Raw genomic sequence first — 18631 nt, 5'->3', positions numbered from 1 at the left:
ACGTAGGGCTTTCCCATCGCAACACCTCGCCGACAAGGTGTTGCACTTCGTTTGTGAACTCAGGGGACCCACGCAAGCCGGAAGCGAAGTAAGGCGAGCGGAGCTTGAAGGACACGATCAGTCGCGCGGATCGCTAGACCGTCTCTCGGACCTCGAAGCCCGTGAACGGGCCGTCGTCGTCGGCCAGTTCCTCGACGCGACTGACGAATGCGCCGCGCGGACCTGTTGCGCAGCGCGCGATCATCTTGGCGACGTCGTCGACCGGCCCTTGGAAGGCGGCCTCGACGGACCCGTCGCGCAGGTTCCGCACCCAGCCGCTCAGTCCGAGCTCGACGGCGGTGCGATGCGACCAGACGCGGTAGCCCACGCCTTGGACGCGGCCTTGGATACGGACATGCGCGGTTCGGGTCGGTGTCGTCATCGCGCTACCTGCTTCGGTTGGAGTCGAAGCGGAGACTAGCACTCACCCGCCGCCCTGAACCTGCGACGGGATGCACCGCGCGCGGACACAAACGAGCGCGCGGACGCAAGCGAGGGCGCGGAAGCCCGGGGTCGAAAGCAACCGGCGGAGTGCCTCCGCCGGACGCTCATGCGAATTCGAGGATCACGGCGTCGACCGCCAGGCTGTCGCCGGGCTTCGCGTTGACCTTCTTGACGGTGCCGTCGCGTTCGGCGCGCAGGATGTTTTCCATCTTCATGGCCTCGACCACGGCCAACGCGTCGCCCGCCTTCACATCCTGCCCTTCGCTCGTATGGATCGCTTTCACCAGCCCCGGCATCGGGCACAGCAGGAACTTCGACATGTCGGCGGCAGCCTTCACCGGCATCAGCGACGCAAGCTCCGCCTCGCGCGCGGTATAGACGTAAACCGGCGTCTGGATACCGCGATAGGAGAGCGTCGCGCCGTTGAGGATCGGGCGCACCTGAACCGAGACGGTCTTGCCGCCGACCTGGCCCTGCCAGAGCGGTTCGCCGGCCATCCAGGTCGAACTCACGGTCACCGACTGCAGGATCGACCCGTCGGGCCCGATCGCGCTGACGTGCAGCAGCTTGCCGTCCGTGCCGCCGACCTCGATCGTCTGGCGCTCGCCGGCGATCTCGACGACGCGGCGCTTGGCGAATTGAACGCCGCCATTGGCCATCTGGTCGCTGATCAGGCGCCGGCGGGCGTTGTGGAGATGGTCGATCGCTGCGGCGACGGCCACCAGCACGGCCCGTTCCTCTCCCTCGGGCGTGCGGCCCCTGAAGCCTTCCGGATATTCCTCGGCGATGAACCCCGTCGAAAGCCGAGCCTCACGCCAGCGCGGATGCTGCATCAGCGCCGTGACGAAGGGGACGTTGTGCTGGATGCCGTCGATATAAAACGCGTCCAGCGCATCGGCCTGGGCATCGATTGCGGCGATGCGCGTCGGCCCGTGCGTCACGAGCTTGGCGATCATCGGATCGTAATACATCGAGATCTCGCCGCCCTCGAAGACACCGGTGTCGTTGCGCACCGTGATGCCGTCCTTGAAGGTCTCCTCGGGCGGGCGGTACTTCACCAGGCGCCCGATGGACGGCAGGAAGTTGCGGAACGGATCCTCGGCATAGACGCGGCTTTCGACCGCCCAGCCCGTCAGCTTCACGTCAGACTGCTTGATCGGCAGCTTTTCGCCATACGCCGACCGGATCATCAGTTCGACGAGATCGACGCCCGTCACCAGCTCCGTGACCGGATGCTCCACCTGCAGGCGCGTGTTCATCTCGAGGAAGAAGAAGCTCTTGTCCTGCCCCGCCACGAACTCGACCGTACCGGCCGAGTCGTATCCGACGGCCTTGGCCAGCGCGACGGCCTGCTCGCCCATGGCGCGGCGCGTCTTCTCGTCGAGCAGCGGCGATGGCGCTTCCTCGATGACCTTCTGGTTGCGGCGCTGGATCGAGCACTCGCGCTCACCGAGGTAAATGACGTTTCCGTGCTTGTCGCCGATCAGCTGGATTTCGATGTGGCGCGGATCAACGATGAACTTCTCGATGAACATGCGATCGTCGCCGAACGACGACTTCGCCTCTGATTTTGCGAGCGGATAGCCTTCTTCCACTTCTTTACGGTTGAAGGCGATGCGCATGCCCTTGCCGCCGCCGCCGGCCGAAGCCTTCATCATGACGGGATAGCCGATTTCCTCGGCGATCTTAATGGCGTGCTTAACGTCGTCGATCTCGCCCATGTAGCCGGGAACGGTCGAGACCTTCGCGGCAGCCGCCGCCTTCTTGCTTTCAATCTTGTCGCCCATGGCGGCAATCGCGCCCGGATTGGGGCCGATGAACACGATGCCCGCCTTCGCCAGCGCGACCGGGAAGGCCTCGCGCTCCGAGAGGAAGCCGTAGCCCGGATGCACGGCTTCAGCCCCGGTCGCCTTGCAGGCCTCGACGATCTTGTCGATCAGCAGGTAGGACTGGGCGGCCTGCGGCGGGCCGATGTGCACCGCTTCATCCGCCATCTCGACGTGCAGCGCCTCGCGATCGGCGTCGGAATAGACGGCCACCGTCTTGATACCCATCTTGCGCGCGGTCTTGATGACGCGGCAGGCAATCTCGCCGCGATTGGCAATGAGGATCTTCTTGAACATTATCCCTTGGCGCCCTGTTTGATCTGGAAAGAGGTCTGAATGTCGGGGAGGTCGATTTGATACGGCTTAATAGACTAAACCCCGCGAGCGCGTAAACCGCGATCAATCGCGCATGGGCCACCCGAACCGGACCCCGCCCAAGCCAATTTCCGGACCGTAGCCTTAAAAACGGGCTTCGCCGCCCGCCCGGACGCGGTGCCGGGGCGAAAAACGGGGGCCATCGGGCGGATTTTTGAGGCGTCTAGGCGGCGGTTGCTGCGACAGCCCGGCTGTCCGGCGTGAGCTCGTCACCCCATGCATCCGCGATCAGGCATTCCCGGCGGAGATGGTCCACCACGGCGGCGTCGGCAGCCGACGGGCGCTGGCTCTCGGAGAGCTGGAGGGTCAGCCATTCGCCGTCGATGCCCGCCACCGTTTCGCCGGTGACGATCTCGATCCGCTGGCGTTCGAGCCTGGCCAGAGCGCGCCCCTCTGCGGTGGCGCGGTGATACGTGGCCCGCAGGCCGCCGAGACTTTCCGCGACCAGCGCGTCGACGGAAGCGTGCGTGTCGCCCGTCGTCCAGGGACGCAGCGCCACGGCGCGCGGCGGCACGGCGTAGCCATGCTCGGAGAGGAGAATGTTGGCGATCGCCTTGGCGTAGAGATCGGTCCAGGCCGCGGGCGCAGCGGAACGCGACGCGACCGCCCGGTTCACGGATATGAGAATTTCGGCTTCCGGCTGCGTCACGGGAATGGAGCTGTCGCCGCCGAACGCGTTGAGGATCGTGCGGATGAGCGCGATCTCGCCCTCGCTGATCGAACCCGGCACCGAGCCCAGCGCCTGCGCCGGACCTTGCCCCACTCTCAGCGGTCCGAACCCGTGGATGACGGCGCCCGCCACCTGATCGAGCACGAACGTTGCGAGGCTGAGCGGAAACCACCGCGCGCGGCCGAGGATGGCAACCATGAGATCGAGTTCGGCGCGATTGGCGATCCAGCCGTCGCTCGACAGCTTGCCGACCAGCCACCGGCTCTTCTCGGTGGTGATGTAGCCCTCGTGGCCGCTCTGATTGAGAATGTAGTCGGCGATGGCGTCGACCAGGAAGCCGCACCACGACGGTCCTTGGACGGGGCATGACTTATTGAGGCGCAGGAGCGTTTCGGCCTCGGCTTCGTGAATGTGCGGGTCTTCGGCGAAAGCCCGGACCAGCCGCGAGACGTCGCTATCCTTGATGCTGCCGCGGAACTCGAAATCCTCAACCGGAACAGACTTGACCACGCGCATACGACTTCCCCGCCCCGAGCACTGCACTGGCTCCGAAGCTAGGCGAGCATCCTTACCAATCGGCTAATTCCCGCCCCGCTTTGAACGCGCCGAAGCGGCCTGCATCCCCATGTTGCAGTTTTGCCCCAAAAATCGAGGCGGATCAGAACGGCAAACGGCTCTTCAGACGCTCGATCAGGATGTCCTTGCGGGTGGTCTTCTCGTTCGTCACGGCAAGCGCCGCACGCTGACGATCGGTAAGTTGCCCGGCCCGCTCGGCCGAGGCCACCGTCTGCCACGTGCCGAACCCGGTTACGGAGCCATCGAGCCTGGTCTTGCGCCATTCGGATTCGACGACAGTCCGGCCATCGGCCGCCTGTCCGGCGCGCTCGACGCGGCCCGACGCCACGACGCCCTTGCGGAGCGCATCCTCGACCGCGATGCCGCCCGCCAGCCGCGGATCGCCGAAGTTGACATCGCCCGCCACCGTCTTCGGCAGGAAGTCGACGTCGATGGCAACGCCCCACGTCCCCTTCTCGTAGATGCAGTCGCGCAGATCGTCGTCGGTGATCCCGCCGGCGACCGCCTTGTGCGCGATCGTCGCCTTGTCGCGGAAGCTCTGCGTCAGCCGCGACCCGTCGGGCGCGAACTTGTCGATGAAGCCGTTGGTGTGGATGAGCGGCGAGCGCACCGGCGTGAGTAACCCAGCCTCGGGCAGCGCCGACACGAGATAATTGCCGTTGAAGATCGAGATCAGCCCGCCCGGCCGTAGCGACGAGACGAGTTGCCCCGCGAGCCCGGCAAAGGTCGAGAAGGGAAACAACGTGTCGAGCCGGTCCACCTTGGAGCTCGCCGGGTACTGGCACAGCACCGACATGGCGAGGATCATGTCGTACGGCCCGAACGCCTCGATGGCCTCCGGCGTCGAATAGAAGACGATGCCCGCGTCCTCGCGCAGGTTGCGCTTGGCCCGGTCCAGCGCATCGGCGCTGCGGTCGCACCCGAACAGGCTCGCGTCCGGAAAATAAGACCGCAGGCTCAGCATCTCGAACCCGGCCGAGCAGCCGAAAGAGAGAATTCTGAGATCGCCGCCGCCCAGATCCGGCCCCCGGCTCTCGGCGAGCCGCGCCCGCATGGTGCGGAAGATGCCCGGATACCGGTTGGGCGCCGTGTTGGTCAGTTTCTGTGCCATCCGATTGTCCCCTGCCCCGGTTCAGACCGAGAAGTCCCGAAGCCGCCCGATGGGCGTGAACGACCACGCCCCCGGCGCACGCGCCGCCACCGGAGCGTCGAACCGCTCGAAGCCCGCGAACGCGTCGATCTCGAGGTCGATGAATTGATCGGACCACGCCGATGGCACGCGTTTGATCTTCGCCACGCCGAGATCGATCTCGACCTCGCCCGGCGCCGCCCCGAGGCCTGGGTTGCGCAGCCTGAAGCGGCACACTTTGGAAATCGACGACGCCCGCTCCTCGGGCAGCGGCCCCAGCGCTGCGCCGAGCTTGGCCAGCATCCGCTCGTAGTGACCCACGAGTTCGGCCGGGATCTCCGGCACGCCGACAGCGTCCCAGTCGATGGTCTTCACCGGCCGTCCATCGTCGTGGATCAGCAACGGAATGAACCGCTCGTAGCCCGAGAACCGGCGCACGTCCTGCGGCTTGTTGTGCACGACGAGCACCGCCGGTGTGCCGAACCCGGTCGCCGGCAAAGCCGTATGCAGCCGGCGCGTCACGACGATCTCCGCCGTCCGCAGCCGGTCGCAGATGCGCGCGATATGCGCCCACCGCGCCACCGGATCGTGGCGGATCGCCTCCGGCACCGTGTTGCTGATCCGCTCGGCCCGCGCTCGCAAGGCTTCGGGAATGAGTGCTTCTGCTTCAGGCGCCACATCGACGAACAGCACCCCGCGCCGCTCGCTCGCCGGCACCGGTACCACCTTGCGGCCCAGAAAGAGAGTGATGCACCCGGACCAGAACGCGTCGATCCCGCGTTCCGTCAGCAGCGCCACCGACCGCTCGTCGCGGCAGCCGATCGGCGCATGCGCCTTGAGATAGTCCGGCCAGCGATAATTGAGCAGTTCGTCGCGCCCGACGCAGAACCCGTGGAACAGCGGATCGACGCTCGCATGCGGCGCGGACCGGAACCCCTTCGACATGAACCAGTAGTTCATGACTAGCAGGTGCTTCGCATCCGTCTGCCGGCTCCCGATCGCCTCGCGGTGGATCAGCGTCGACACGAGAGGCGAATGCATGGCCACTGTGAGCGCCTGCAGATCGTCGCCGAGATTGGGTGTGGTGAGGCCGAAAACGGCGTGGTGAGGTCCGGTCACAAGCAATTCCGAGCGTGGTCCCTGATTTGATACGCCCCTGTGTACCGGGTGTGGCGCGCCGAGGCGAGCCCCGTTGCAGACCGGCCACCCGCTGCCCGGTTTTCCGGCCTTGAGTTCTGCCTGACGCCCATTAGGGTGGCGCCGAACCTAGAGCAACCGGCCCGGCCCACCCCTAGCGGCGCCTCGCCGCCCCAACACCGCCGGCACCATGAAAACCACCGTCCGCTTCGCGCCGAGCCCCACGGGCAGGCTTCACATCGGCAATATCCGGACAGCCGTGCTCAACTACCTGCTCGCCCGCAAATCGGGCGGCGACTTCATCCTGCGCCTGGACGACACCGACCGGGAGCGCTCCACCGACGAATTCGCCGAAGGCATCCGCACCGACCTCCGCTGGCTGGGCTTCGCCTGGCAGCGGGAGGAGCGCCAGTCCGACCGCATGGCGCGCTACGCCGAGGTGGCCGAAGCCCTCAAGGCGGCCGGGCGGCTCTATCCCTGCTTCGAGTCGGAAGAGGAACTGGACCGCAAACGCAAACGCCAGCTCGGACGCGGCCTGCCGCCGATCTACGACCGCGCCGGCCTCAAGCTCACCGCCGAAGAAAAAGCGAACCTCGCGGCCGAAGGCCGTAAGGCGCACTGGCGCTTCCGCCTTCCCAACACCAGCGCCGAGACCGGCCTGACGCCACTCCCCACGATTGTTTCATGGAACGACCAAATCCGCGGCGACCAGACCGTCGACCTCGGCTCGCTCTCCGATCCCGTTCTGATCCGCGAGGACGGCACGCCACTCTATACCTTCACGAGCGTCGTCGACGACATCGACTTCGCCATCACGCACATCGTGCGCGGCGAAGACCACGTCACGAACTCGGGCGTCCAGATCGCGATTTTTGAAGCGCTTGGCGCGGTACCGCCGCGCTTTGGCCACCACAGCCTGCTGATCGGCGCCGACGGCCAGGCCCTCTCGAAGCGCCTCGGCACCTTGTCCATCGAGACGTTCCGCGCCGATGGCTTGGAGCCGATGGCCATCCTGAGCCACGCCGCCCTCGTCGGCACCTCCGACGCCATCGAGCCGCACGCCGATCTCGACGAACTGGCCGCCCTCTTCGACTTCGACAAGATCTCGACCGCGCCCGGCCGCTTCGATGTCCACGAGCTGGCGTCCCTCAATGCCAAGCTGCTGCACAAGCTCCCCTACGACGCCGTCGCGGAGAAACTTGCGAAGCTGGGCGTGAGCGGCGGCCAGCCCGTTTGGGACGCCATCCGCGGCAACCTCACGTATCTCACCGACGCGCGCGACTGGTGGACAGTCATCGCGGGCGAGATCGATCCCGTGATCGAGAACGCGGCGCTCACATCGAAGGCGGCGGATTTGCTCCCGGCCGAACCCTGGGACGCGACGACGTGGTCCGCGCTCACCACCGCCGTCGGCAAGGAAACCGGCGCCAAGGGCCGCGCGCTCTTCCACCCGCTGCGCCTCGCCCTCACCGGCCGCGACGCCGGCCCCGAGTTGAAGGCCCTGCTTCCCCTCATGGGCCGCACCCGCGCCGAAGCCCGCCTGCGCGGTCAGCGGGGGTAAGCCCTTCTCGCGAACCGCTGACTCGGGCTCAACGCTATTTTTTTGCTGAATGTTTATCCGGGCGCTGAGAAGACGACGCCAGACGCGAGGCAACAAGGAACTTGCCGGAGCGTGCGTCTCTCGCACCGGTCTTAGCAGTTTCCGCCGCACGCTTGAGCGCAGCCTCAATGTCTTTTAAGTTTGCCTTCTTGCCCATCAGTCGTCCCGCAGTTCCGAGACTTGAAACCTAGCCTCTAAGCTATCCCACACCGACCAGTCATCGACCAAAGGCTTATAAATCTGGTCAAGATAAAGCAGGCTTTTCGCAAACCTTTGACGAATGACCGCCTCGGGTATTCCGTGCCCACCGAGCCTAACCCGTCTGGCAACACGTTCGATGGACGCATCAACGGTTGGCAGCCGCAGATAAATCAATGAAACATGATAGCCCGCTTGCTGCCACCGGGGAATTTTCTGAGCATAGGTGAGTGACGCAAGAGTAGTTTCAAACATGAACTCCGTGCCCTCACGGGCAAGTAGCTCAATGCGCCCAAGCATTTCTCTCCCAGCCCGAAGGTCACGGTTGACCGCATCGCCTCCGGTGATGTCGCGGGCGATCTCGTCCGCGTTGACAAACAGCAGCCCTTCTCTGGCAAACGGAAAATACGCATTGGCAAAGCTCGTCTTGCCGGCGCCATTCGGACCGGCAATGATGATGATCTCCTTCATCGATCGTGCCTAGTTTTTCTCTGACACCGCGTTCGCATCAACGTAAACTTGCGAGCCCAACGCCGCAAACTTTTCGCTCATCTCGCGCATTCCGGCTTCGGCGTCTGATGCCGGATCCACCACTGTCGTCTCCTCGGCCAGCTCCACCGCCGCCTCGTTCAGCCGCGCCGCGTAATCGCGTACCTCGCGCGTGATCTCCATCGAGCAGAACTTCGGGCCGCACATGGAGCAGAAGTGCGCCACCTTGTGCGCCTCCTTCGGCAGCGTCTCGTCGTGGAAGCTCTGCGCCGTATCGGGATCGAGCGACAGGTTGAACTGGTCTTGCCAGCGGAACTCGAACCGCGCCCGCGACAGCGCATCGTCACGCAGCTGCGCCGCCGGATGACCCTTGGCGAGATCCGCCGCATGCGCCGCAATTCTGTAGGTGATCACGCCGGTCTTCACGTCGTCGCGGTTCGGCAGCCCGAGATGCTCCTTCGGCGTCACGTAGCAGAGCATCGACGTCCCGAACCAGCCGATCATCGCCGCCCCGATTCCGCTCGTGATGTGATCGTAACCGGGCGCGATGTCCGTCGTCAGCGGCCCCAGCGTATAGAACGGCGCTTCCCCGCACTCGCGGAGCTGCTTTTCCATGTTGATCTTGATCTTGTGCATCGGCACATGCCCGGGCCCCTCGATCATCACTTGGCAGCCCTTCGCCCACGCCACTTGGGTCAGCTCGCCCAGCGTCTCCAGCTCCGCGAACTGCGCCCGATCGTTGGCGTCCGCAATCGAGCCCGGCCTGAGCCCGTCCCCGAGCGAGAACGACACGTCATAGACCCGCATGATGTCGCAGATCTCGTCGAAACGCTCGTAGAGGAAGCTCTCCTTGTGGTGCGCCAGGCACCACTTGGCCATGATCGAGCCGCCGCGCGAGACGATGCCCGTGACGCGGCTCGCGGTCAGCGGCACGTAGCGCAGCCGCACACCCGCATGGATCGTGAAATAGTCGACGCCCTGCTCGCATTGCTCGATCAGCGTGTCGCGATACAGCTCCCAGGTGAGCTTCACCGGATCGCCGCCGCACTTCTCGAGCGCCTGATAGATCGGCACCGTGCCGATCGGCACCGGCGCGTTGCGGATGATCCATTCGCGTGTGGTGTGGATGTTGCGGCCCGTCGAGAGATCCATGACCGTATCCGCGCCCCAGCGGATGGCCCACACCATCTTCTCGACCTCCTCTTCCACGGACGAGGTGACAGCCGAGTTGCCGATATTGGCGTTGATCTTCACCAGGAAGTTGCGGCCGATGATCATCGGCTCGAGTTCGGGGTGGTTGATGTTGGCCGGGATGATGGCGCGGCCGCGCGCGATCTCGTCGCGCACAAATTCGGGAGTAATGTGCGCCGGGATCGCCGCGCCGAAGCTGTCGCCGTCCGCAATGGCCGCGTTGGCGCGCGCGAGCGCCTCCGTCCGCCCCAGATTTTCGCGATGCGCGACGTAGATCATCTCCTTCGTGATGATCCCCGCCCGCGCGTACTCGAGCTGAGTAAGGGGTGGCACATGTCGCGCCCCCTCACCCTGTCCCTCTCCCAGAGGGGAGAGGGGAACAGTAGGCTTCTGCTCCCTCTCCCCCTGGGGAGAGGGTTGGGGTGAGGGGGAAATGCTACGGAGAGGTCGATGCACGATCGGAAACTCACGCGCCGCATGACGCCCCGTCACGCCGCCGTTGTCCTCCGGCTTCACCGCGCGCCCGTCGTAGCGCACAACGCCGCCGCGCTCGAGCACCCACGCCTCGCGGGCGCGCGCCAGCCCCGCATTGACATCGATCGCCACGCTGGCATCCGTGTAGGGGCCCGAGGGATCGTAGATACGCAGCGGCGGCTCGCCGCTCTCGGCCGAAAGCACGACCTCCCGCAGCGGCACCCGCAGGTCCGGCGCGCCATCGGGCGAGACAAAAACCTTGCGCGAACCCGGCAGCGCGCCGGTCGTCACTTGCAACGGCGTCAGATCGGCCGCGCGTGTCGGCTTGTTCATGGCAATCTCCGGAATGTGGATCTGAATGTGTCGAGGATTATGGGAAGCGTCCGCGAGCGGCCGGCGCGCTCGTCACACGAGCGCGTAACCCTTGGCGGTCAGGAACGCGCCGAGAGTGAGCGCCACGAGCGCCCAGAGGGTGATCGCGTTCTCGCTACTCAAGATACGGTTTGCGATGCTGGCGATGCGATCCGGCCAGATAATCCGCGCGAGCCCGCTGACGATGGCCAGCCATCCGATGACCGTGACCAGCACGCTCCACTCGAACGACCAGACATTGTGCGCGCGCACGATGGCCAATCCGCCGAGCAAAGTGAGAAGCCCGGCCAGAAAGATGAACGCGGGCGCCTTCGCCATGTCGGTGATAACGCCGACGATCGCTCGCCGGTTGATCAGCATGGCCGCAGCCAAAGCGATCATGATTGGGCCGGCATAGCCGGCAATCAGCTCTGCGTTCGTCATTATCCATCCCTTCGCCGGTATGACCCGGGCAGGTTCAAAGGGTGCTCGCGGACCCACCGCGATCTCAGCCGGTTTTGCCCGGCGCCCCTTGGAAACAAAGTCGACACTACGCCGAGAGACTGGAAACGCAACCCCGCACGGAAAAACATCGAGCCGGGGGCGAAAACAAAATGGCCGCCCGGGGGGACGGGCGGCCAAGTTGCGGAGGGGTCGTGCGGGGTCGTGGGGAATTGTTTAGTTCCAGCGGCGATAGGGGTTGTAGCCGTAGCCATACCAGCGGCGCTTGCTCCAGTGCTTGTTGAAGCCGAAGTGATGCTTGCGGTAGTGGCGGTGATGATACTGGCCGTGGCCGTGGCCGTAGTTGCGTTCGACGCGATGATCGTTGCCACGATGGCCGCCACGATCGCCACGGTCGGCGAGAGCCGGCGAAAGCGAAACCACCGTCGTTGCGACGGCAAGTGCGATAGTCGCGAAAATCGAAGTATTCATGGTTGGTCTCCCTTGCTAAGGGCTCGGCCGACGATGTGTCGGTCCCCCGAGCCTTGAGACCACATTGCCCGGATCGCATTGAACCGCCTCTGAACGCATGCTTCACCTGAGGTTCATGTTCGCGGGCCTGCCGGCAACGCATTCGACCAAAAAAAAGCGGACCAGCACTGCTGGTCCGCAATCGTTTGGGGTCTGATCGCTGCGAGCTTACTTGCCGACGCGCGGCAGATTGAACAGGCGGTGCCAGCCGTCGCTGCGCTCGGCGCGAATGTTCTGCGAGGCCTGATGCTGCATGTCGGCAAGCGTATTGCGGTCGCTCTTCGACAGGTAGCCATCCGCTTGAAGCTGCGCCTTGGTGCGCGCGATGCGACTCTGCTCGGCGCGGAGCTTGATGCCTTCCGTCCACGTGATCGAACCGTTGTCGCGACCGCGCTCGATGCGCTCGGCCTGCGCGGCCTGGCGATCGTCGAACGAGGCGGCCAAGGCGAGCGACGGCGTGGCGGCCGAGAGGATGAGGGCGAGTGATGCGATGCGCTTCATGATGCGTTCTCCATTTCGAGGGGCGCTTCGGCACTGGCCGGGCCCGATGGCGAAATGGATAGCTGGCGCGCTTTGAACCGGTACTGAATGCTCCGCTCAGATGGCGTTCATCTGACCGATCGCGGCGCGGCAATCGCGGCAATAACGCAACCGCCGTCCACAGATCAAATGAAGGGTGCCGAAACGAGAAGCGCCCAACCCCGGGGGGCGGGGCTGGGCGCATTAGCGCTCTCGCGCGCAGCGCCGGGAGGGAAGCCGGCGCTCCAGACGATGGCCTCGGTTAGACGGGGGGAGCTACCGATGTATATGGCATCGTCTGACTGATGCTGACATAAGCGCAACACGCCAGCTTTCAATAGGGGGCAAACCCAGTTATCACGAAATCGTGATTGACTTTTCCCCGTTTTCCACAGCCTCACCCAGATTCGGCCCGTTCAGGGAGCCAAACTGCCGCCCGTTTGACGGTTTGCCGTTGGTTTTCGGCCCTGTCGCGCCAAAATGTCGCAAACGCCTGTCCACCCCAGAACTTGGGATTTACGGGTGGAAATTGTTCAGGCTGACGGCTTCGATCTTGAACAGCTTGACGTCCAGCGCCTCCGCCTTGCTCAGCGCGGACAGCTCGACACGCGTATCCAGGCCCTGGGCATCCGTCGTCACCCATTCCTTGAGTTCGACCTGCGGCTTCGTCGAAAGGAAGAGCTTGATCTTGCCGGGGGCGTCCGGGCTCTTGTCGCGCAGCGCCAGCACGATCAGATCGTCCGACTCCTGAAGTTCCACGATCTGCGCGTCACGGATCAGATCGACATCCTTGCGCAGCAGCAGCCGGAACGGCGTCTGGTCGAGGGACACGCGATCCTCGTTGTTGAGGTCGAGATCCTGGATCGCAAGATACTCGCCGTCCGAAATGATGATCTGCCGCGACGGGCGCGAATATTCGAAGCGGAAACGGCCCGGACGCTTCATCATGAGCTTGCCGCGCATGCGCTTGTTGTCGGCCGTCGTCTGGACGAAGTCGCCCTTCAGGTCGCCGAGGCCGTTGAAGTAGGCATTGACCGATTTGACCAGCGTCGTCTGTGCGTCGTTGAGCATGATGCCGCCGCCGGGCGTTGCCACCTCTGCATTCCAACCCGTTCCCTGACCCTGTCCGGCAGGATCCGGGGTCTCAGCTTTGGCTTCGGGCGCGGGTGTGCCAGTCGGAGGTGTACCGGTCGGGGATGTAGCGGCCGCGGGTGTGCCAGCCGGGCGCTGAGCCGGCGTCGGTGCCGGAACAGGCTTTGCCGGAGCGGTTGCTTCGGCTGCAGGCGCGCCCGCTGGCGGCGTCGCTGCAGGCGGAGTCGTGCTGTCACCGGACATGGCGGCGCTTGCCGTCAGCGCCAACGCCAGCCCGGCTGCGGCGAGCAGTTCGAAAGTCTTCATGTTCCGTCTCATCACGTCCCCGCCTCCCCGGCGGGGAGCCCCTAGCTGTCTGACCGGACAATGCGACCACAAATTGGCGATTTGCCCCTCTTGGGCAACACGCATTTTGATTTCCCGTCCGCAATCCACCATCGCCGGGCCTGCTCCGGTGTGTTCACACCGGCCCAGAGGTCACAAAGCGGAAAAAACTGAAGACAATCAGGCGATAGACCGAACCGGGCCCTCGCCCGCCAGAATCTCGCGGCGGCCCGTGTGGTTCGGGGCGCTGATCAGGCCGTCCCGCTCCATGCGCTCGATGAGGTCCGCGGCACGGTTGTACCCGATCGACAGGCGACGTTGCACATAGCTGGTCGAGGCCTTGCGGTCGCGCAGCACCACGGCCACCGCCCGGTCGTAAAGACTATCGCCGCCGTCGCCGTCCGCGCCACCCCGGTTCGACACGTCGTCCGGCTCATCCTGCGGCACATCGATGTTTTCGATATAGCGCGGTGCGCCCTGCGTCCGGAGATAGGCCGCCACCGCCTCCACTTCCTCGTCCGAAACGAACGGCCCGTGCACGCGCAGCATCTGCCCCGCGCCCGAGGTGTAGAGCATGTCGCCCTGGCCGAGCAGCTGCTCGGCGCCCTGCTCGTTGAGGATCGTGCGGCTGTCGATCTTCGACGCCACTTTGAAACTGATGCGGGTCGGGAAGTTAGCCTTGATCGTGCCCGTGATGATGTCGACCGACGGCCGCTGCGTCGCCATGATGAGATGAATGCCGGCCGCGCGCGCCTTCTGCGCCAGCCGCTGCACGGCCGTCTCGATATCCTTGCCGGCCGTGATCATGAGGTCGGCGAACTCATCGACGACGACGACGATGTAGGCCATCGCCGCCAGATCCATGTCCTCGCGCTCGTAGATCGGCTTGCCGGTCGCGGCGTCGAAGCCCGTCTGCACCGTGCGCGTCAGCTGTTCGCCGCGCGCCTGCGCGCCGCTCACGCGCGTGTTGAACGCCTCGATGTTGCGCACCGAAAGCTTCGCCATGCGCTTGTAGCGCTCTTCCATCTCGCCCACGACCCAGTTGAGCGCCGCAACGGCCTTTTGCGGATCGGTGACCACCGGCGTCAGGAGATGGGGAATGTCGTTGTAGACGCTGAGCTCCAGCATCTTCGGATCGATCATCAGGAAGCGGCACTGCTCCGGAGTATGCCGGAACAGGATCGAAAGGATCATCGCATTGACGCCGACCGACTTGCCCGAACCGGTCGTACCGGCCACGAGCAGATGCGGCATGCGCGCCAGATCGGCAATCACCGGCTCGCCGCCGATGGAGCGGCCGAGCGTCAACGGCAGCACGCCGTCGGCGGCTGCAAACGTCGGACTTTCGATCAGCTCGCGCAGGCCCACCATGTCGCGGCGGCTGTTGGGCAGCTCGATGCCGATCACGTTGCGGCCAGGGATGACGGCGACGCGCGCGCTGGTCGCGCTCATCGAGCGCGCGATGTCGTCGGCGAGCGCCATGATGCGCGTGGCTTTCGTGCCGCGTGCGGGTTCAAGTTCGTAGAGCGTGACCACCGGGCCCGGCTTGATGTCGCGCACTTCGCCTTTGACGCCGAAATCCGCCAGCACGTCTTCGAGCAGGCGCGCCGTGCCGCGCAGCACCGTCTGGGAGAATTCCGCCGACGACTTGGTGGCCGGCGTGCGCTTGAGCATGCTCGCGGCCGGGCGCTTGAAGGTTGCCTCCGCTTTCCGCGCAATGGCCTTGAGAATGGCCGGAGCCCCGCGGCGGACAGCCTGCGGACGGGCCGCTTGCACGGGGGCCTGCTGGATCGGCGCGGGTGGGGCAGCAGGCATCGGCGCATGAGAGGGGGCCCCCTCGCGCGGCGTGGCGGCGCTGCGCATGAAGCGCGGCAGATCCTGGTCGTCGAGCGGCGGCGCAATCGGAGCCGGACGCGCGCCAACCGGCGCGAAGCGTTCCGCGATCGCGCGGCTGGAATAATCGAGCGTGGTGTCGGGCTCGGCGTCGTCCATGCCGAAATCATCCGGCGCGGCGTCGCCATAGGCCGCGCCCGCCTCGTCGTGTCGCGGCGGCGCGCCGTAGTCGCCGGCCGCATAGCTGCGCGCATACTCGGCTGCGACGGGCGAGCCTGGCAGCATCGGGTCCTGCCCATGCCGGTTGCGCGGGGTGGCGGCGTCGCGCGATCCCCAGACGCTGAGCGTTCCCAAGGCCGACATGAGACTGTGCGGGCGCGCGCGAGGCGGCATCCAGGTCGCATCACCCAGTCCGCCCAACTCAGGCGCAGAATGGCGGATCGTACGATTTTGGCGTGTGCCAGCGAACGGAACATGCTCGCGTGTCAGTCCCGCCGCCTGAGCCAGCGACGACAATCCGATGCCGAACAGCAGGATCGCGGCCGCGATCGCCGCCGTGTCCGAGCTGATGAAATTCATGATCGAGGCGACGAAGCCGAAGATCACGTCGCCGAGAATACCGCCGTAGCCGTGCTCGAGCGGCCAGGAGCCCGCCATCGGCAGCGCCGAAACGCCACCGGCCAGCGCCAGCAGGGCAAGCGGATAATAGGTGACCTTCGTGCGCAGGCTGGCGACCTGCTGCGAAACTAGAAGCTCGATCCCCCAGATCATGATGGGCAAGAGCGCGATGGCCGAGGCAAGGCCGAGAGTCTGAATGAGGAGGTCGCCGACGATGGCGCCGGGGGCGCCGAGAGCATTGCGCACGGCGCCGCTCGTGACATGCGTGAGGCTCGGGTCCGACACCGACCACGAGACGAGGCTCGCCCACACGGCCGCAAGCACCGCAAGCAGCACAAGGCCGCTCGCGCGTCCGAGCGCACCGATCAGGTGGGCTTCGAGAGCGGGCGGCAGAAGGCGTTGACGATGAAGCCCTGATGCGGACGGCATGGGTGCGAACGTCTCTTACGCAGATACATGAACGAACCGTTCGAGCGCTTCCCTGATCGTCTGGACGTCATGCACCAATGCCACGCGCACGTAATGTGCGCCCGGATTGGTCCCATCGCGTCCGGTCTGAGCCAGGTAAGAACCAGGTATGACCTTGACGCCGAAACGTTTCCATAAGGTTAGTGCCGCGTAAGCGTCGTCGCCGATGCCGCTCGTATCGAGCCAGAGAAAGAACCCGCCGGCCGGCCGCCGGTAGCCGAACCGGGTCCCGAGCACCGCGTCCGCCACATCGTATTTGGCGGCATAGGCCAGCCGGTTGGCCGTCACATGCTGTTCCTCCGCCCACACGGCCGCCGAGGCGTGTTGCGTCGGCCCCGGCATCTGGGGGCCGACGAGGTTGCGCACCTCGAACAGCATCTGGAGGAAAGTGGCGTCCCCGGCACAGAAGCCTGACCGCAACCCGGGCAGGTTCGACCGCTTGGAGAGAGAGTTGAAGACGACGAGGTTCCGGAAGCGCTCCGGCGTCTTGGCCGCCACTTCGAGTCCGCCGGTGGGCGGCGCCCCCCCGTAGATCTCGGAATAGCACTCATCGAAAAACAGCATGAAGTCGTAGGTCCGGGCCAGCGCGAGCGCGCGCGCGATATAGGCTTCGCTCGCCACCGCCCCCTGCGGATTGGCGGGCGAGCAGAGATAAAGCGCCGCCGTGCGGGACAAAAGTTGCGTATCCGCCTCGAGCGCATCGAGGTCCGGCAAGTGGCCGGTCGCCTCGGTGGCGTCGAGAAACACGGGCTCTGCGCCGGACGCGAGCGCCCCGCCCAGGTACGCCTGGTAGAATGGGTTGCACATCAACACCGCCGGCCGCCCCTGCCCGGCTTTTCGGCCGGCTGCCGGAAAGGCGGCATAGAAAAGCCCCTCGCGCGAGCCATTGCACGGCAGGATCTCGCTCGATGGGTCCATCACGCCGGCAAGGCCAAAGCGCCGGCCGATCCAGTCGCTGATTGCGCCCCGCAGGTCGTCGGAACCGCGGATCGGCGGATATTTCGCGAACAGAGCGTCCGCCTCCGCGATCTTGGCCGCCACGAACGGCGGCATCGTCTCGCGCGGCTCACCGAGCGTCAGATCGAGCGGGCGATCATGCCCCGGCGTCACGCCGTCCAGCAGGTGGCGGAGCCGGGTGAACGGCGACAGGATCGTGCCGTCGGCCAGCGCCGCAAGGCTCAGAGGATCGGACATCGGTTTGTATTCCACGCAGGGTGCGAGCCAGGAGATAGCGTGCTTCCGGAAAATTGGGAACCGGTCATGGCGAAGCCATGCTGCCCACAGTGCCCGGCAAGAAGCACGCACGGACAAAGCCCTAGAGCCGTTCAGCAAATTTCGCGGGACGGCTCTAGCGTCCGGCACCCCGCATTGTCCACGCCCTTCCGCCCGGATCGCGAGCCCCGCGGCTTGTTGCGGCTACGGAATCGGATCGCGGCGGGCGCTGCTGTAGTTCTCGGCGGTCGTAAGCCCGATCGCCTGGTCGAGCCCCCGCACACCGCGCAACTCGGCTTCGTCGAGGTTCGCCCCGGTGAAATCGGCCCCGGCGATGTTGGCGCCTGTGAAGTCCGCCTTGAGCAGGTTGGCGCCGCGCAGGTTCGCACCCGACAAATCCGCATCGACGAAGCGCGCATACCTGAGCGATGTGCCTGACAGCTTCGCGTCCTTGAGCACGGCCCGAGTGAAGTTCGCGCTCATGAGGCTCGGAGGAGAATTGGGGGACGGCTCACGCGTGGCTGCGCGCCCAAGGACGGCGCCAGTCAGGTCCGCATCGGTAAAATCGGCCCGGTCGAGCCATCCGTCGGAAAGCAGACGCACAAGCTTGGCGCCGACGAACTTCGGCGCCTCCGCCGCGGCGACCTGGAGCGTCGTGAAGATCGTCGGGCGCAGGATGCGAGCATCCGTCATGTCGGAGCCGCTGAAATCGGCGCCGGTGAGGGTCGCCCGGTCGAGCCGCGCGCCGACGAGCGAAGTCCCGTTCAACTTCGCACCCGTCATCTCGGCGCCGTAGAAATCGGAGCCGTCGAGTTGAGCGCGCTTGAAGTCGAGCTCCGCGAGATCCAACTGCGAGAGATCGAGCCCCTTGAGATCCGGCCGCGACTGAGCTGTCGCCTTGAACAGACGCTCGGTGACATCTCGCGCCGTCAGTTTTCTAGCGACGCCATCTTCCGCGCTCGGCTTGGGATCGGGTTGCGTATAGCTCGGCAGCCCGCCGGCCATCGCGAGCAAAGGCGAGAACGCAAGCAGGCCGGCCGCAACGCCGTGTGCAAGTCGCATGGCAGCTCTTCGCGTGCCCGGCCTTCGCATTA

Annotated in this window: 16 protein-coding genes and 1 riboswitch; of the genes, 1 reads left to right on the top strand and 15 read right to left on the bottom strand. The window is 65.5% G+C overall.

The window, feature by feature from the left end:
• Nucleotides 1-133 precede the first annotated feature (133 nt).
• The 5 genes from ACTIFK_RS18135 to ACTIFK_RS18115 form a co-directional block, all read right to left on the bottom strand.
• Nucleotides 134-421, bottom strand: coding sequence for an acylphosphatase (locus tag ACTIFK_RS18135; RefSeq protein ID WP_439544422.1), 288 nt, complete (start codon nt 419-421; stop codon nt 134-136).
• A 166-nt stretch (nt 422-587) separates the two neighbouring features.
• Nucleotides 588-2606, bottom strand: a complete 2019-nt coding sequence (locus ACTIFK_RS18130) for an acetyl-CoA carboxylase biotin carboxylase subunit (protein WP_439544421.1) — start codon at nt 2604-2606, stop codon at nt 588-590.
• Between the two features lie 241 nt (nt 2607-2847).
• The gene (locus ACTIFK_RS18125) at nt 2848-3870 is read right to left on the bottom strand and encodes a hypothetical protein (RefSeq protein ID WP_439544420.1); all 1023 of its coding nucleotides are present in this window, start codon (nt 3868-3870) and stop codon (nt 2848-2850) included.
• A 142-nt stretch (nt 3871-4012) separates the two neighbouring features.
• A complete protein-coding gene (locus ACTIFK_RS18120) occupies nt 4013-5041 on the bottom strand; it encodes a class I SAM-dependent methyltransferase (protein ID WP_439544419.1) in 1029 nt (342 codons plus the stop codon).
• Between the two features lie 21 nt (nt 5042-5062).
• Nucleotides 5063-6178, bottom strand: coding sequence for a polysaccharide pyruvyl transferase family protein (locus ACTIFK_RS18115; RefSeq protein WP_439544418.1), 1116 nt, complete (start codon nt 6176-6178; stop codon nt 5063-5065).
• Between the two features lie 208 nt (nt 6179-6386).
• Between ACTIFK_RS18115 and gltX the strand changes: the two genes are divergently transcribed.
• On the top strand, nt 6387-7757 hold the full coding sequence (gltX, locus tag ACTIFK_RS18110) for a glutamate--tRNA ligase (protein ID WP_439544417.1): 1371 nt from the start codon (nt 6387-6389) through the stop codon (nt 7755-7757).
• A gap of 34 nt (nt 7758-7791) precedes the next feature.
• Here the strand turns inward: gltX and ACTIFK_RS18105 are convergent, their stop codons facing one another.
• From ACTIFK_RS18105 to ACTIFK_RS18060, 10 genes are all read right to left on the bottom strand, one after another.
• A complete protein-coding gene (locus ACTIFK_RS18105) occupies nt 7792-7953 on the bottom strand; it encodes a hypothetical protein (RefSeq protein WP_439544416.1) in 162 nt (53 codons plus the stop codon).
• Entirely contained in the window at nt 7953-8465 is a 513-nt protein-coding gene (locus tag ACTIFK_RS18100; protein WP_439544415.1) for a zeta toxin family protein, read from the bottom strand. The genes ACTIFK_RS18105 and ACTIFK_RS18100 overlap by 1 nt, the downstream gene beginning before the upstream one ends.
• Before the next feature lie 9 nt (nt 8466-8474).
• The gene (gene thiC, locus ACTIFK_RS18095; protein ID WP_439544414.1) at nt 8475-10481 is read right to left on the bottom strand and encodes a phosphomethylpyrimidine synthase ThiC; all 2007 of its coding nucleotides are present in this window, start codon (nt 10479-10481) and stop codon (nt 8475-8477) included.
• Between the two features lie 72 nt (nt 10482-10553).
• Nucleotides 10554-10943: a hypothetical protein gene (locus ACTIFK_RS18090; protein WP_439544413.1), complete on the bottom strand. Its 390-nt coding sequence runs from the start codon at nt 10941-10943 to the stop codon at nt 10554-10556.
• Nucleotides 10933-11042, bottom strand: a riboswitch (TPP riboswitch). It overlaps the preceding gene by 11 nt.
• A 135-nt stretch (nt 11043-11177) precedes the next feature.
• Nucleotides 11178-11432, bottom strand: a complete 255-nt coding sequence (locus tag ACTIFK_RS18085; RefSeq protein ID WP_439544412.1) for a hypothetical protein — start codon at nt 11430-11432, stop codon at nt 11178-11180.
• 207 nt (nt 11433-11639) lie between these two features.
• Nucleotides 11640-11972 (bottom strand): hypothetical protein, encoded by a 333-nt coding sequence (locus ACTIFK_RS18080; RefSeq protein ID WP_439544411.1) that lies wholly within the window; start codon nt 11970-11972, stop codon nt 11640-11642.
• 534 nt (nt 11973-12506) lie between these two features.
• The gene (locus tag ACTIFK_RS18075; protein WP_439544410.1) at nt 12507-13388 is read right to left on the bottom strand and encodes a LolA family protein; all 882 of its coding nucleotides are present in this window, start codon (nt 13386-13388) and stop codon (nt 12507-12509) included.
• 198 nt (nt 13389-13586) lie between these two features.
• Nucleotides 13587-16286, bottom strand: a complete 2700-nt coding sequence (locus ACTIFK_RS18070) for a DNA translocase FtsK 4TM domain-containing protein (RefSeq protein ID WP_439544409.1) — start codon at nt 16284-16286, stop codon at nt 13587-13589.
• 15 nt (nt 16287-16301) lie between these two features.
• Complete coding sequence (locus tag ACTIFK_RS18065; protein WP_439544408.1) at nt 16302-17519, bottom strand: aminotransferase class I/II-fold pyridoxal phosphate-dependent enzyme; 1218 nt, start codon at nt 17517-17519, stop codon at nt 16302-16304.
• A gap of 222 nt (nt 17520-17741) precedes the next feature.
• Nucleotides 17742-18599: a pentapeptide repeat-containing protein gene (locus tag ACTIFK_RS18060; protein WP_439544407.1), complete on the bottom strand. Its 858-nt coding sequence runs from the start codon at nt 18597-18599 to the stop codon at nt 17742-17744.
• Nucleotides 18600-18631 lie beyond the last annotated feature (32 nt).

Origin of the sequence: Hyphomicrobium sp., from assembly GCF_051860585.1 — a bacterium.
GTDB lineage: Bacteria > Pseudomonadota > Alphaproteobacteria > Rhizobiales > Hyphomicrobiaceae > Hyphomicrobium_C.
Note: the sequence above shows the minus strand (reverse complement) of the source record. Positions and strands in the feature narration are given on the sequence as shown.

Excerpts from the sequence above, each read along its gene's own strand:
- ACTIFK_RS18135 (WP_439544422.1), bottom strand. The coding sequence starts at position 421 with ATGACGACACCGACCCGAACCGCGCATGTCCGTATCCAAGGCCGCGTC.
- ACTIFK_RS18130 (WP_439544421.1), bottom strand. The coding sequence starts at position 2,606 with ATGTTCAAGAAGATCCTCATTGCCAATCGCGGCGAGATTGCCTGCCGC.
- ACTIFK_RS18125 (WP_439544420.1), bottom strand. The coding sequence starts at position 3,870 with ATGCGCGTGGTCAAGTCTGTTCCGGTTGAGGATTTCGAGTTCCGCGGC.
- ACTIFK_RS18120 (WP_439544419.1), bottom strand. The coding sequence starts at position 5,041 with ATGGCACAGAAACTGACCAACACGGCGCCCAACCGGTATCCGGGCATC.
- gltX (WP_439544417.1), top strand. The coding sequence starts at position 6,387 with ATGAAAACCACCGTCCGCTTCGCGCCGAGCCCCACGGGCAGGCTTCAC.
- ACTIFK_RS18105 (WP_439544416.1), bottom strand. The coding sequence starts at position 7,953 with ATGGGCAAGAAGGCAAACTTAAAAGACATTGAGGCTGCGCTCAAGCGT.
- ACTIFK_RS18100 (WP_439544415.1), bottom strand. The coding sequence starts at position 8,465 with ATGAAGGAGATCATCATCATTGCCGGTCCGAATGGCGCCGGCAAGACG.
- thiC (WP_439544414.1), bottom strand. The coding sequence starts at position 10,481 with ATGAACAAGCCGACACGCGCGGCCGATCTGACGCCGTTGCAAGTGACG.
- ACTIFK_RS18090 (WP_439544413.1), bottom strand. The coding sequence starts at position 10,943 with ATGACGAACGCAGAGCTGATTGCCGGCTATGCCGGCCCAATCATGATC.
- ACTIFK_RS18085 (WP_439544412.1), bottom strand. The coding sequence starts at position 11,432 with ATGAATACTTCGATTTTCGCGACTATCGCACTTGCCGTCGCAACGACG.
- ACTIFK_RS18080 (WP_439544411.1), bottom strand. The coding sequence starts at position 11,972 with ATGAAGCGCATCGCATCACTCGCCCTCATCCTCTCGGCCGCCACGCCG.
- ACTIFK_RS18075 (WP_439544410.1), bottom strand. The coding sequence starts at position 13,388 with ATGAAGACTTTCGAACTGCTCGCCGCAGCCGGGCTGGCGTTGGCGCTG.
- ACTIFK_RS18070 (WP_439544409.1), bottom strand. The coding sequence starts at position 16,286 with ATGCCGTCCGCATCAGGGCTTCATCGTCAACGCCTTCTGCCGCCCGCT.
- ACTIFK_RS18065 (WP_439544408.1), bottom strand. The coding sequence starts at position 17,519 with ATGTCCGATCCTCTGAGCCTTGCGGCGCTGGCCGACGGCACGATCCTG.
- ACTIFK_RS18060 (WP_439544407.1), bottom strand. The coding sequence starts at position 18,599 with ATGCGACTTGCACACGGCGTTGCGGCCGGCCTGCTTGCGTTCTCGCCT.